This is a genomic window from Tahibacter aquaticus, from assembly GCF_004363655.1.
GTDB classification, from domain to species: Bacteria; Pseudomonadota; Gammaproteobacteria; order Xanthomonadales; family Rhodanobacteraceae; genus Tahibacter; species Tahibacter aquaticus.
Genome location: NZ_SNZH01000010.1, coordinates 1 through 13,304, shown reverse-complemented (window position 1 = coordinate 13,304; position 13,304 = coordinate 1). Strand labels below are relative to the sequence as shown.

Genomic DNA, 13,304 nt, shown 5'->3' with positions numbered 1-13,304 from the left:
TGGTAGGGCGCGATGAGCGACGCGAATTGCGCCGGATGCCGCTAGCGGCGCAGCGTTACCGCCGAATCGCGCCGCCGGTGGCGGCGCAGGACCAGGGCAATCGCCGGTCCCAGCAACAACACGTGCACGGCGAGATTGCTCCAGAAGCCCAAGGCCGAGCCGCCCTTGAACGCAGGTGCGGCCGACAGCGGCAATACGATGTAGTTCATGGTCAGCCAGATGCCGCCGCCGAACAGCAGGCCGCAGGCATAGGCACGATCGAGCAACAGCGGCAGGCGCTGGCTGACGGCGTAATACAGGCCGGCCGCGACGATCAGGATGAAGTAGTGCGCGGCCAGGCCCAGCGCGGCGCTGGCGTTGCCGCCGTCGAACGCCGCCGGGCCGAGGATGCCCGAAGCGATCGCCTGCAGTATCCGCAACGGCGAAGTTCCACTGTTGAAATAGTGGAAAGAGCAGGCGTAGACGATGTCGATCGTCGCGCTGACGGTACCGGCGAGAAAGATGGTGCGCAGCGGCGAATGGCGGTCGTTCATGGCAGCCCCGGAGAGTCGCCGCGAACCATAGCGAATGCACCGCGCGCCGCGTGGCGGTGCCAGCATTAGCGCAAGAACCGCAACGGTTCAGCGCGCCGGCCGGCGTTTCTGCACAGTGTCTGCGGCGAGAGTCGCGTCTATCCAGCCGGCAAACGCGGATACGCGCACGGCGTAAGCGGTAGTGCCGTAGAGCCCACCGCGAAATCCGCTCAGGTCGCCCTGCCAGGATTGCCAGGACATCAGGCCGGCGACCTGCCATCTTCCGCCGTGGCGCAGCAGCAGCGGGCCGCCGCTGTCGCCGTTGCCCTGCATGCCTTCGCGCGGTTCGGCGGCGGGCGGTGCGTCAAAGCGCAGGCGCAGCCAATGGCCGTCGCTGTCGAGCAGGCGATTGTCTGCACGGCGCAGCTCGCCGCGATGCGACGCGGCCGCGTCCTGTCCGCTGGCGCCATTGCCGCTGGCGCCCTTGCCGTACAGGCGAGCCACCTGGCCGGCTTCGTCGCTGCCGCGATACAGCACCAGCGGCGCGATGTCGTTGACCGGCTGCTGCAGGCGGACCAATGCAATATCCGCCGAGATTTTCAACAGCGCGAGCAGCGGTGCCGCGTCGCCCTGCTGCAGTTCCGGCGGTGCGGCGCGAAAGTCAGGATGCACGATCACGGCAGCCACCGCGCGCGCCTTGCGGCCGATGCGTACCTCGCGCAAGGTCTGCCCCTGCACCGCATGCGCCGCGGTCAGCACCCAGTGCGGTGCAATCAGCACGCCATGGCCTTCCCCGGGCAGGTCGGCCAGGGCCGGCAATTCGCTGGCATCTGCGCGATAGTCGGCATCGGCGATGTCGGCGCGGATCACGATGGCGTTCGCCGGCAGCACGGCCAGCGCGGCCAGAAGCCACAGCCAATTGCGTAGCGCCACTGCCTGCTCTCCCGCGTTGGCAAAGCGGCGATGGTAGCGGCAATGGCGCTTGCGTTGGCCGCAGGCCGGCACGTCATTGCGCAGCGCACGATGCCAGTCCTGCGCCATAGCGGCTAGGCTAGGCGGATGAATGCCATTGCCTCTGCTGTTGCAAGTCCGCGCGCGCGGGAACTGCTTGCGCGCCACCTCGTCTGGGACAACCACGCCTGCCTGCCGCTGCGGCCCGGCGACGAGCGTTTCCTGCCGCAACTGGAACGTCATCGCGCGGTCGGCGCCGACGTGGTCATCGTCAATGTCGGTTTCGGCCAGCACAGCATCGAGGAACATGTGCGCATGCTGGCCAGCCTGCGCGACTGGTTTGCGCGCCATGCCGACCGCTACCGCCTGATCGCCACGGTCGAGGACATCGCGCTTGCCCGCAGCGAAGGCAAGCTCGCCATCGGCTTTGACATCGAAGGCGCGCGCGCCATCGACGACCAGCTCAGCCTGGTGCAGCTCTACTACGACCTGGGCGTGCGCTGGATGCTGCTGGCCTACAACCAGAACAACCTCGCCGGCGGCGGCTGCCAGGACGAGGATGCAGGCCTGTCCGATTTCGGCCGGCAGCTGCTGCAGGAAATGGCCAGGGTCGGCATGCTGGCCTGCTGCTCGCATACCGGCTATCGCACGGCACGCGAGGCCATCGATGCCTCGCCGACACCGGTGATCTTCTCGCATTCCAATCCGCGCGCGCTGCGCGACCATCCGCGCAATATTCCCGATGACCTGATCCGCGCCTGCGCCGCTCGCGGCGGCGTGATCGGCATCAACGGCATCGGCATCTTCCTCGGCGACAACGATGCATCCTCGGCGGCGCTGGCGCGGCACGTGCTGTACGTCGCCGACCTGGTGGGCGTGGAACATGTCGGCCTGGGTCTGGACTACACCTTCGACAAGGAAGAAGTCGACGAGTACGTGCTGGCCCATCCGGAGATCTTCCCGCCGCACCTGGGCTACGGCGCCGGCATGCGCATGGTCGAGCCGGAGCAGCTGCCCGAACTGGCCGACATCCTGCTTGCGCGCGGCTTCAGCGACGACCAGCTCGCGGCCGTGCTCGGCGGCAACTGGCTGCGCCTGGCGCGACAGGTCTGGCGCGCCTAGCGGGCTGCGCCGCCGCAGACATTTTCTTGCCGCCGGTTCAGGCATAAACGACTGTGTTTTGCCGCGCAGCCCGCGGTGCCGATCCCTGGAGACCCTCATGCTCAGCAAAACCCTGCTCGCTGCCGCGCTCGCGGCCGTTTCGGCCAGCGCCCTGGCACAGCCCCCGGCCGCTTCGCCGCCGCCGTTCGAGGCCAGGCCGGTGGCCAAGCTGGCCGAACCCTGGGCCATCGCCTTCCTGCCCGACGGGCGCATGCTCGTCAGCGAGAAGAAAGGCAAGCTCAAGCTCGTCACCCAGGACGGCAAGATCGGCGAGATCAGCGGCACGCCGGCCGTCGACTACGGCGGCCAGGGCGGCTTCGGCGACGTGGTGCCGCATCCGAAATTCGCCGACAACGGTTTCATCTATTTCAGTTATGCGGAAGCGGGCGAGGGCGACAAGCGTGGCGCGGCCGTGGCACGGGCCCGGCTGAGCCTGGACGACAAGGGCGGCGGCGCGCTGTCGGACAGCAAGGTCATCTGGCGCCAGGAACCCAAGCTCGACGGCCGCGGCCATTACGGCCACCGCATTGCCTTCGCACCCGACGGCCATCTGTTCATCAGCTCGGGCGAACGCCAGCATTTCGATCCGGCCCAGGACATGAAATCGAACCTGGGCAAGATCGTGCGCCTCAACGACGACGGCTCCCTGCCCAAGGACAATCCCTTCGCCGAGCAGGGTGGCGTTGCCGCCCAGGTCTGGAGCCTGGGTCATCGCAATCCGCTGGGCATTGCCTTCGATGCCAAGGGCCAGCTGTGGAATATCGAGATGGGGCCCAAGGGCGGCGACGAGCTGAATCGCGTCGAGCGTGGCCACAATTACGGTTATCCCATTGTATCCAATGGCGACCACTACGACGGCAAGGATATTCCCGACCACCACACCCGGCCCGAATTCCACGCGCCGGCGCTGAGCTGGACGCCGGTGATCTCGCCCGGCGGCTTCATCATCTATTCCGGCAGCCAGCTTCCCGACTGGAAGGGCGACGGCCTGATCGCCGGCCTGTCGAGCAAGGCGCTGGTACGCGTCGAGTTCGACGGCAGCACGGTCAAGGAGGCCGCGCGCTACGACATGGGTGTGCGCATCCGCGAAGTGGAGCAGGGGCCTGACGGTGCGATATGGCTGCTGGAAGATCAGATGAACGGTACCGGCGGGCGCCTGCTGAAGCTGACGCCCAAGGCGTAAGCAAAGCGCCGCCGCGCAGCGCGGCGATGCAGCGGACACGGCTGGCGGTGCTGGCGCGGGCAAGGCGCATATCCGCCCTGTCCGTGCAGCGTACGCCGGGCTCGGAAACGCCCGCAACGACATCTCGGAAATTTCCTAGGTGCCTGCCAGACGCCAGCGCATGCAACCCCGCGCCATTGCCGCCATCGTTTGGGGCTGGCGCAGCCACTGGCGGCTGCGGATGCTTACGAGGAACCGACATGCACGCCGAGGCTCGCGAAACCCTGGCCGAAATCCGCGCCATCCAGCGCCTGGAAACCTATGTCTGCTGCGCCCGTGCCGAACTGGCCAGCGATCCCGGCAACGAGCTGCTGCGTGAATTTATCCGGCTGAACGAAGCCCTGGTCAGGAAAGAACGCGCGAAGCTGCGACAGGTGACCTGAGTGCCGGCGTTTTCTGCCGCTAACCCGTAACGGCCGACGCCTGGGTCGGCATTGCGCCAGACCAGCGGCGCAGTTCGCGTTGCTCATCGCGCCCTAGGCCAGGCCCTTGTGCAACAGGCTCAAGGCGCCTTCGATCAGCGACTCCCGTGCCGGGCGCGGACGCCAGTCGAGCATCCGCTCGGCCTTGGCCGAGCTGAACTCGCGCCGCTGGCCCAGGCTGGTGACCGCCTGGCGCAGTTCGCCGCTGAACAGCGCGAGCAGCCGGACCAAGGCATCGGGTGCGCTACGCAGCGAGATGGTCGCGGCGCGCTCGGGAAACGCGTCGCGATAGGCCGCGGCAATATCCTGCATCCAGAGAAACTCGCCGGCGGCGATGAAGCGCTGGTTCGCCGCGTCGCGATGAGTCATCGCGCGCAGATGCAGGTCCACCAGGTCGCGCACGTCGACAAGGCAAAAACCCAGCCGCGGCAGCAGCGGCATCTTGCCGCGCAGAATGCGCGCGGCCAGGCCTATCGACGCGGAATAGTCGGCGCTGACGACCGGGCCTTGAATGAAGGCAGGAAGCACCGTGACCAGTTCCGGCCCGCCGTGTGTGCGCACGAAGGTCCAGGCATCCTGCTCGGCCAGGGTCTTGGCGCGGACCGTATCGCTGGTGCCTGTGTCGTCCAGGCCGGTCCACTGCGTTTCGTCGCTGATTGCTGCGCCCTGCGGCGGCGGCAGCGCTGCCTGCGCCGACGAGGTCAGTACCAGGCGGCGCACGCCGGCACGCCGTGCCGCACGCAGTATGCGCAAGGTGGCCTGGCGCGTCGGCGCAATGATGTCCTGCGGCCGGTAGTCGCCCCGCCGCACTGGCGCGGCGGTATGCACGACGAACTGGCACTGCTGCATCGCGCTGTCCCAGCCTTCGTCGCGCAGCAGGCTGGCGCGATGAAAACTCAGGCGGTGCAGCGAGGTGGTAAACGGCGCCAGCGTTGCGCGCAGTTGTTTCTCCTGGGCCAGATCGCGCAGCGACGCGCGCACCCGGTAACCCTGGCGCAGCAAGGCAATCAGCATCCAGCTGCCCAGATAGCCCAGGCCGCCCGTGACGAGAACGGAAACGTCGCTGACGCCGCTATTCATTGGAGTTCCTGATTCCGCCGCCGGCCGTTTACGCCGACCGGCAGCCTGGATGAAGAAGCGGGGCGGAGCGGCAACGGCGCGCGGCGATGCAGGGCGCGCCGCCACGCGCCCGCAGGGGCAGTGCCTCAAAACAGGTGCACGTAGCCCATGAACACGCGCGACTCGCTGGATTTTTCCACCAGTGGACTGTCTTCGATCGCGCTGCCCAGGCGCTCTACGCCCAGGTCCAGAAACAGCGAATCGCGCTCGCGCAGGCGGAAGCCGGTGCGCAGGCCGGCCTCGAAATTGACGGTGGAGCCGGGCGTGTACAGCGGGCGTGCCAGGCGCACCTCGTGCGCTTGCACGCCGTAGTAGTAGTCCACATAGCTGGCATCCAGCCAGGTTGCGGCCAGACGCGGGGTGAAATCGAAACGCCCGGCAGAGAAGCGGCGCTGTGCCGACAGGGAAAATTTCTGTCCGCCGCTGTAGTCGGACGCATCGGTCTGCCAGTGTGCGGCGAAGTCGGCAATTTCCGTATGCCACTTGGCCGAAGCGCCGACCCAGACATTGTCCTTGCGTTCGTCCATGCCGGCCAGGAATGGCGAATCCGAATCCTCGTAGCCATCGCGCGACAGCTGCGCGGTCAGCGCGAAGGAGAACGCACCCGCGTCGGGAAATTTGAAACTGAGCCCAGGTCCGGTAAGGCTGATCCAGCGGCCTTCGTAAATCAGCAGGGGAATGCCGATGGTCTTGCTGTCGATATCGCGGTAGGCCTTCTGCAGCACGCCGCCACCCAGTCCTATGCCCCAGCGTGGCTTGCCGCCTTGCGCGTCTTCCGCTGCCAGCGCCGTGCCCTGGCCCAGCAAGGCCAGTCCCGCCGTTGCGATGGCGGCGAGTGTGCGGTGCCGGCTGTCGCCGGCGCTATGGACTTGCATCGGTATCGTCATCTCTAGTGTTCCCCTGCGGCGGTGCCGCGTTGTGTGTGGCGGCAGATTACTGCTGCCGCTTTAATTTTTTCTTGGGAAGATCAAGCGGCTTTCAAGCCGCATTCGCCGTGCAAACCGTCAGGCCGGCGTTGTCCTGTCTGTATCCGCCGCGGGAAAGACGATGCGGATGCAAAAGCCGCAGCCTTCCAGTCCGTCACAGGTTTCAATCGTGGCGTTGTGTACTTTTGCAATCGCGGCGACCAGGGACAGGCCGATGCCGCTGCCGCGGGCCTTGTTGCCCGCGACGCGGTGAAAGCGTTCGAAGATCGCCCCGCGCTGGTCCGGAGGTACGCCGGGGCCGTCGTCGGCCACTTCGACGAATACGCCATCGCCTTGCGGCGCCGTCCTGCGTCCGCAGCTGACGCGGATGCGGCCGCCATCGCGGCCGTAGCGAATGGCATTGTCGAGCAGGTTGCGCAGCAGGATGCCAATCTCGTCGACGTCGCAGTCGATCTGGCAGGGTGCGGTGAGCAGCGCAATCTTCAGGCCGCGACTGGCCGCGACCAGCTCGAACTCGCTCGCCACGTAGACGATCAGGTCGCTCAGTTCGGCGGGCTCGCGCTGGCTCGCATGCAGGCCAGCTTCCAGGCGGGCCAGGTCGAGCAACTGCTCCGACAGGCGGGTACTGCGCTCGGACACGTCGAGCAGTTTGCGCAGCGCGGCGTCCTTGTCGTCATTGTTGCGCGCGTGTAGCGCCACTTCCGCCTGCGCGTGCAAGGCCGACAGCGGCGTGCGCAGTTCGTGCGCGGCGTCGCCGATGAAGCGGCGCTCGGCCCGCACCGCGTGATCCAGGCTGGTCATCAAGGTATTGAAGGATTCCACCAGCGGACGTATCTCGCGCGGAATATCCACCGTGGGCAACGGCGTCAGATCGAACTTGCGCCGTTCACGCAGTGCTGCGGTGATCCGCCCCAGCGGACGCAGCGAACGGCTCACGGCACACCACATCAGTCCACCCAGCATCACCAGCAATGCGGTATTCAAGGCCAGCGCAATGATCGCCTTGCGGCCCAGTTCTTGGTCGATGGCGCTGTGCAGATAGCCCACCTGCACGTAGACCATGCCGTTGCGGTCGGATACCGAATACGCACGCCAGCTCTGGCCCTCGACCATGGTGGTCGCCAGCCCTTCCTGGAAATCGGGCCGCAGCGCCTGCGCCGGTGCGCCTGGGCTGTGGAAGGCCAGGCGCTGTCCCACCAGCCAGATCTGGATCGCCAGCGGTTCGGTGTGGCTGCTGGCTCCCGGCCGCAGCTGCAGCGTCGGCCTCGGCCTGCCGAGTGCTTCCGGTCCCGGCGAATCGAGTGTCGTGTCGCCGGGAATGGTGGTGAGTATCTGGTTGCCGATGGATTCCAGCTTGTCGTCCCAGATGCTGTTCTGGTTGTGCGACAGATAGCTCATCAGCAGGCATAGCGCGACGGTCCAGCACGCCGCGACGGCCATGCCCAGCGCGGCCATCATGCGCCACTGCAGTGATTTCACCGCTCGGCCTCGCCGATCATGTAGCCATGGCCGTGCACGGTGATGACGATGTCCTCGCCCAGCTTGCGCCGCAGCTGGTGGATGAATACCGCGATGGTGTTGCTCTCGATGCTGCTGTCGGCGCCGTAGACCGCGTCTTCCAGCGTGTCGCGCGTGATCACCTGGCCGGGTCTTTCCATCAGCGCCAGAAGGGTGCGGTATTCGTGCGCGCTCAGGGCTACGCGCTGGCCGGCCCGCGTCACCAGGCGCTTGGCCGGGTCCAGCTTGACGTCGCGGAAGCACAGCGCCGGCAATACCCGGCCCTGGCTGCGCCGGCTGACGGCACGCACGCGCGCCAGCAGTTCGTCGAACTGGAACGGCTTGACCACGTAGTCGTCGGCGCCCGAATCCAGGCCGCGTATGCGTTCGCTGAGCTGGCCGCGCGCGGTAAGGATGATCACCGGTGTGGCGTCGTAGCGCCGGCGCATGGCCTTGAGCACGCTCAGGCCGGATTCGCCGGGCAGGCCTATGTCCAGCAGCACGGCGGCATAGGCATGGTCGACCAGGGCGGCCTTGGCGGCAACCGCGTCGGCCACGTGGTCGATATTCCAGGAATGCTGGCGTACGCCGTCGCAGATGGCGTCGGCGAGCATGGGGTCATCTTCGACCAGCAGCAGGTTCACGGCGATACGGTTTCCTTGTCCGGCGCAGCGTAGCGGGGCGGCGATTAAGAAGTTCTTATGTGCATGACCGGCGCGCCCCGACCTTCGGCAATGCCGCGTCGTTGCCGGCCTGCCGCTGTCATGGCCGTGGCGCGCAGGGCCGATGCCGCGTTGCCTGACCTCTGCCATCGCGTTTCCATGACCTGCTACGTCATTGCCCGGATGCGTGCAGGCCGGCACTCTGCACGCAGCGGCCCAGCTGCCGCCTTCATCCTTCCGCATTCCGAGGTAGTCATGTCGACTCAGCAACACAAGGCCCAGACCTTCCGCTCGCTGCACCAGCCCGGCCGCCCGCTGGTACTTTTCAATATCTGGGACGTGGGCAGTGCCAAGGCTGTGGCGGCCGCCGGCGCGCCGGCGATTGCCACCGGCAGCTGGGCCGTTGCCGCGGCCAATGGATTCGCCGACGGCGAACAGATGCCGCTGTCGTTCGCCCTGGCCAACCTGTCGCGCATCGTCGCGGCCACCGCGCTGCCGGTCACCATCGATCTGGAAAGCGGCTACGGCGCGAGCGCCGCGGACGTCGGCGCCAGCATCGCGCAGGCGATTGCCGCGGGCGCGATCGGCTGCAATCTGGAAGACAGCTTTCCCGCCGACGGCAGCCTGCGTGGCATCGACGAACAGGTGCAGCGCTATGTGCAGGCCAGGGCGGCAGCCACGGCGGCATCGGTCGATCTGTTCATCAACGCGCGTACCGACGTGTTCTTCCAGCGTCCGCCCGAAGCGCACGATGCGGCCATGCTGGCGCAAGCCGTAGCGCGGGCGCAGGCCTATGCCGCGGCCGGGGCCGACGGCCTGTTCGTGCCTGGCCTGGCCGACGAGGCACTGATCGCGCAACTGGTCGATGCCTCGCCGCTGCCGGTCAATATCATGGTCGGTGCAACGACGCCGTCCCTGGAAAAACTGGCGGCACTGGGTGTGGCGCGCATCAGCCATGGGCCCGGGCCTTACCTGGCGGCGATGAAATCCCTGCAGCAGTCGGCGACGCAGGTGGGGGGCTGATCCGCGTCTGCCACGCCTGACAGTCCGGCCGCCGGTTTTACGCAAGCAAGCGTATCCCTCGCCGCGGAGCGCTTGCACATGTCCACATTTGACGAAATCCTCGCCACCCAGCCGCTGATCCTGTTCTCGCCGGCCGGCAGTCCGCTCAAGCTGTGCCTGTGCGTAGGCCCGGACAAGCAGAGCCTGGTGGTCGAGCCGTATCGCTACGGCGACACCTCGCAGTACTGGTTTGTCGACAGCCTGGACAGCAGTGGCAATATCGCGTTGTGGAGCGGCAACGGCAAGCGCGTACTCAACGTCGGCGGCGACGGCGCGCTGACGGTGCAAGCCAAGTCGCTGGACGGCGAGCTGAGCTACGACACCAACGAACGGCTGAACGTCGCCGAGGTCACTCCCGGCGATGGTGCGGCGAAAACCGCGCTGGGCTGGGCCATTGCCGGCGCGCTGATTCCGCTGGTGTTCGGTCTGAATGCGGCCGGCTCGCTGCCGCCGACCGTCACGCTGGGCGCGCCGTACGCGATCCGCCCCTGCTTCGATTTCGACCGCAATTTCAACATTCTTGGCGACGGCCCCTGGCAGGCCGGATGCGCCGTCGCCGCCTGGGACGGCTGGGGCGGCGGCAATCCGAACGAATTGTGGTGGTTTGGCCTGCCGTCGGAAACCGGCTCCTGACAGCAGCCTGTCGTCGGCAGCGGTGCGCAGGGCACGCCGCTGCCGGCAACGGTCAGGCCAACACCGTGGCAAGCGCTGTCTTGCGCATGAAAACGCGGCGGAAGCCGCGGGGAAAATCGTCCAGCTGGCCGAATGCTGCGTAGCCGTGCCGGCGATAGAAGGCTTCGGCCTGCCATTCGAAGGTATCCAGATAGGCCGCCTCCGCACCGAGTGCAACAGCGCGTGCCTCGGCCTGCCGCAGCAGCGCCGAACCCAGCCCGCTGCCGCGCAGGGCTGCGTCGACCCAGAGCACATCGATCGCCAGCCAGCCCAGATAGACCTCGCCGAGAAAGCCGCCTAGCAGTTCGTCCTGCGTGCCGCGTACCGCCAGGGCGACAGGCGCGAATTCGAACTCGCCGACGGCGCGGCGGTTGAAGGCGCGCAGCCGCGCGCACAGGGTTTCGCTTTCCTGCACGGTGGCAGGCTGGATGGTGTGAGTGTTCATGCTTTCCCGTGGCTGGTGTTTTGCAATGGTCCGGATTGTCGTGCGCATCACGGCACGCCGGCGGCGCACTTCGCGCTGTTCATCGCGTCCTGCGCAGTTGGCCGAAAGCGGCCGGCTGCACGGGTAGGGTGCGATGAGCGCAGCGAATTGCACCGTCGTGGTGTGCGGCACGCGGCTTTTTCTCAGGGCAGCGATACCGCATCGTAGGCTTCCATGCGCCATCCCTGTGCCGTTGCCTGCAGACGATGCGTCAGCCCCAGGCGGTCGAGAAACGCCTCGTCGTGCGATACCACGGCCAGCGCACCCGGATACTGCTGCAGCATCGCTTCCAGTGCCTGCAGCGAAGCCAGGTCGAGATGATTGCCGGGTTCGTCCAGCAACAGCCATTGCGCAGGCGGATCGGCATACAGCGCGCAGGCCAGCGCCGCCTTCAGGCGTTCGCCGCCGCTGAGCAAGCCGCTGGGCAGAAGAATGCGCTGCGCATCCAGGTCCAGCTGTGCCAGGTAGGTGCGCAATACATCCTCGCCCGCGCTGTGGTTTGCCGCCGTCAGTTGCTGCAGGGTGGACTGCTGCGGATCGAGGCCGGCCAGATGCTGGTCCAGGTAGGCCGGCCTGAGCCAGGCCTGGCGCGTTCCGCGCAGCGGCGGCAGCAGGCCGGCCAGTACTTTTAGCAGTGTGGATTTTCCGCAGCCGTTCGGTCCGCTCACGGCAATGCGCTGGCGGCCGCCCAGCAGCAGATCGATGCGGCGCAGCGCCGGGGCGACGAAGGGCAGATCCACCGCGTCGAGCTGGGCGACGCGCCGCTGCGCCGGTGTGGCGGCGCCCTGCGCATGCAAGGTGACGGATGCTGCTTTTTCCACCTGTTGCGCTGCCTCGCGCACGCGCTCGGACACGATTTCGCGCCGCTGCGCCTGCTGCAGGCGCAGTTTGCCGGCGCTGTCTTCGCTGCGGTCTTTGCGCAGGCCGAGCAGGATCTTCGCCTGGTTGGCCTCGCGCGCCTCGCGGTTGCCGTTGGCCTGGCGGCGTTCCTGCCGCTCGCGTTGCTCGCGCAGGGCGAGTTCTTCGCGGCGGCGCTCGGTCTTGCGCTGTTCCAGCTGCGCCACGGCCGCCGCGCGCTCCTCGGCCTTGCACTGGGCGTAGAACGCATAGCCGCCGCCGTAGCTGCGCAGGCCCGACGGCGACAGTTCCAGCGTGTGGCTCATGCCCTGCAGCAGCTGGCGGTCGTGGCTGATGACCAGCAGGCCGCGCGGCCAGCGCTGCAGCTGGGCCAGCAGGGCCAGCCGGTTCGGCCGGTCCAGATGGTTGCTGGGTTCGTCCAGAATGAGGAAATCGGCAGCGGACAGCTGCGCGCCGACCAGCGCGACACGCATGGCTTCGCCGCCGCTGAGCGTCTGCGCCGGCGTTTCGGCGCGCAGATGGGCCAGGCCGGCCAGCGCCAGTTCGCTGTGCAATTCCCGGCGCAGATTCCAGCGTTCGGCCAGCGTATCGAAATGCACCGGATCGGCACTGCCGGCCTCGATCTGTGCCAATGCGGCCAAGGGGGCGGCAACACCGGCCAGTGCCGCGACCGAGGCGTGTGCGGCCTGGTCGATCTGCTGCGGCAGGTAGTGCACGCTGCCGGAACGCAGGCAGCGTCCGGTTGTCAGTGGCAGCTGCCCGGCCAATACGCGGGCAAGCACGCTCTTGCCCACGCCATTGCGGCCGACCAGTGCGGTAGGGCGCTGGTCGAAGGCGTAGTCGAGCGCGGAAAAAAGTGTCCTGCCGTCCGGCAGCACAACGGTGGCGCTTTCCAGCGCCAATAGCGGATTCGTCATGCGATATACCCACGATGCCCAGGACTCCCCCGCACGCGGCGGGTGGTTGGAGACTGGCCGTCAGGACGACGGCGGCATCAGTGGCGCATTGGACGAATACCTCTGCCGCAGGGAAACCGGCGGCGATTATAGGGGCAGCGCCCATCAGGGCAAGCGGGCGCGGGTTTCCGGCCGTGCCTAGCGACCGCCGACTCGCCACGTAAGGCGCAGAGCTGACTGACAATGGCGCAGCTGGCCTGGCGGTTCTCCGCCTCGATACGCGGATTCCCGGCCAGTCGATCCACGCGTTTGAGGGCGGCTTTGAACGTCCCTGGGCGCCTTACCATCCCCCGGCCAATGCGCGAGAGCCGCAGCGGGTTGCCCTGCATGACCGACCCTGCCGCATCGATGAGGCAGCCTCGCCGAGAGGCGTGGATCGTCGGAAAATGCGTGTCGGAAAACCGTTGTAGGATCTGCGTAGCGTGCATGGCGGTTCTCTGCATTGGCTGGTCCCAAGACAGAGAAAAAACCCGCATGCCCACGCCGTTTTTGCAGAACAATAAATCGAATAGTTGATTCTTAAACTACTCGGCAGCAGGAAGCGGCCGCGCTCGATGTACTGCGACCGCGCATCGCCCGCCTCAACCGCCTGGTCCAGCGCGGCAACGACACCCTGGTGGCCATCGGCAGCGACCGGGATGCGGTCTCTCGCCTGGGCTACACACTGGTCGATACCTTCGGGCCCGAACTGGGACTGGAAGAACGGCGCCGCAACCTGTCCGCGCGCTTCGCGCGCAAGCGCAAGGCCGCAGAACCGGTGCCCGAAGGCGAGCCGACGGGGGAAGCCAAGAAGAAACCGT

The 13,304-nt window shown here is 67.1% G+C and carries 13 protein-coding genes and 1 pseudogene; 6 read left to right on the top strand and 8 right to left on the bottom strand.

Annotated elements, in window-relative coordinates; translation table 11 throughout:
• Positions 1–41: 41 nt before the first annotated feature.
• Together DFR29_RS15980 and DFR29_RS15975 are read right to left on the bottom strand one after the other, a co-directional pair.
• Positions 42–533, bottom strand: coding sequence for a hypothetical protein (locus DFR29_RS15980; protein ID WP_133819620.1), 492 nt, complete (start codon positions 531–533; stop codon positions 42–44).
• A gap of 87 nt (positions 534–620) precedes the next feature.
• A complete protein-coding gene (locus tag DFR29_RS15975; RefSeq protein ID WP_243746080.1) occupies positions 621–1,445 on the bottom strand; it encodes a S1 family peptidase in 825 nt (274 codons plus the stop codon).
• A 126-nt stretch (positions 1,446–1,571) separates the two neighbouring features.
• On the opposite strand from DFR29_RS15975, the gene DFR29_RS15970 reads away from it, so the two are divergent.
• The 3 genes from DFR29_RS15970 to DFR29_RS15960 all read left to right on the top strand — a co-directional run bounded on the left by DFR29_RS15970 (position 1,572) and on the right by DFR29_RS15960 (position 4,229).
• Positions 1,572–2,585, top strand: a complete 1,014-nt coding sequence (locus DFR29_RS15970; RefSeq protein ID WP_133819618.1) for a dipeptidase — start codon at positions 1,572–1,574, stop codon at positions 2,583–2,585.
• Positions 2,586–2,682: 97 nt separating this feature from the next.
• Positions 2,683–3,807 (top strand): PQQ-dependent sugar dehydrogenase, encoded by a 1,125-nt coding sequence (locus tag DFR29_RS15965; protein WP_133819617.1) that lies wholly within the window; start codon positions 2,683–2,685, stop codon positions 3,805–3,807.
• Positions 3,808–4,046: 239 nt separating this feature from the next.
• Positions 4,047–4,229, top strand: coding sequence for a hypothetical protein (locus tag DFR29_RS15960; protein ID WP_133819616.1), 183 nt, complete (start codon positions 4,047–4,049; stop codon positions 4,227–4,229).
• Positions 4,230–4,322: 93 nt separating this feature from the next.
• Here DFR29_RS15960 and DFR29_RS15955 read toward each other — a convergent pair whose 3' ends face one another.
• The 4 genes from DFR29_RS15955 to DFR29_RS15940 all read right to left on the bottom strand — a co-directional run bounded on the left by DFR29_RS15955 (position 4,323) and on the right by DFR29_RS15940 (position 8,454).
• Entirely contained in the window at positions 4,323–5,348 is a 1,026-nt protein-coding gene (locus tag DFR29_RS15955) for an NAD-dependent epimerase/dehydratase family protein (RefSeq protein WP_133819615.1), read from the bottom strand.
• 125 nt (positions 5,349–5,473) lie between these two features.
• Entirely contained in the window at positions 5,474–6,274 is an 801-nt protein-coding gene (locus DFR29_RS15950; RefSeq protein ID WP_133819614.1) for a MipA/OmpV family protein, read from the bottom strand.
• Between the two features lie 117 nt (positions 6,275–6,391).
• Positions 6,392–7,792: a sensor histidine kinase gene (locus DFR29_RS15945; RefSeq protein WP_243746079.1), complete on the bottom strand. Its 1,401-nt coding sequence runs from the start codon at positions 7,790–7,792 to the stop codon at positions 6,392–6,394.
• Complete coding sequence (locus tag DFR29_RS15940; protein ID WP_133819613.1) at positions 7,789–8,454, bottom strand: response regulator transcription factor; 666 nt, start codon at positions 8,452–8,454, stop codon at positions 7,789–7,791. Before DFR29_RS15940 ends, DFR29_RS15945 begins: the two co-directional genes overlap by 4 nt.
• 273 nt (positions 8,455–8,727) lie before the next feature.
• Here DFR29_RS15940 and DFR29_RS15935 point away from each other — a divergent pair, with 273 nt between their 5' ends.
• Together DFR29_RS15935 and DFR29_RS15930 are read left to right on the top strand one after the other, a co-directional pair.
• Positions 8,728–9,495, top strand: a complete 768-nt coding sequence (locus tag DFR29_RS15935) for an isocitrate lyase/PEP mutase family protein (protein WP_133819612.1) — start codon at positions 8,728–8,730, stop codon at positions 9,493–9,495.
• A gap of 78 nt (positions 9,496–9,573) precedes the next feature.
• A complete protein-coding gene (locus DFR29_RS15930; RefSeq protein WP_133819611.1) occupies positions 9,574–10,167 on the top strand; it encodes a hypothetical protein in 594 nt (197 codons plus the stop codon).
• Between the two features lie 52 nt (positions 10,168–10,219).
• Here DFR29_RS15930 and DFR29_RS15925 read toward each other — a convergent pair whose 3' ends face one another.
• Together DFR29_RS15925 and DFR29_RS15920 are read right to left on the bottom strand one after the other, a co-directional pair.
• Positions 10,220–10,651 carry a GNAT family N-acetyltransferase gene (locus DFR29_RS15925; protein WP_133819610.1) on the bottom strand — a complete coding sequence of 144 codons (432 nt, stop codon included), beginning with the start codon at positions 10,649–10,651 and terminating at the stop codon, positions 10,220–10,222.
• A gap of 182 nt (positions 10,652–10,833) precedes the next feature.
• Positions 10,834–12,465, bottom strand: coding sequence for an ATP-binding cassette domain-containing protein (locus DFR29_RS15920; protein WP_133819609.1), 1,632 nt, complete (start codon positions 12,463–12,465; stop codon positions 10,834–10,836).
• A 655-nt stretch (positions 12,466–13,120) separates the two neighbouring features.
• Here DFR29_RS15920 and DFR29_RS15915 point away from each other — a divergent pair.
• A pseudogene (locus tag DFR29_RS15915) lies at positions 13,121–13,304 on the top strand (hypothetical protein); the annotation flags it as partial.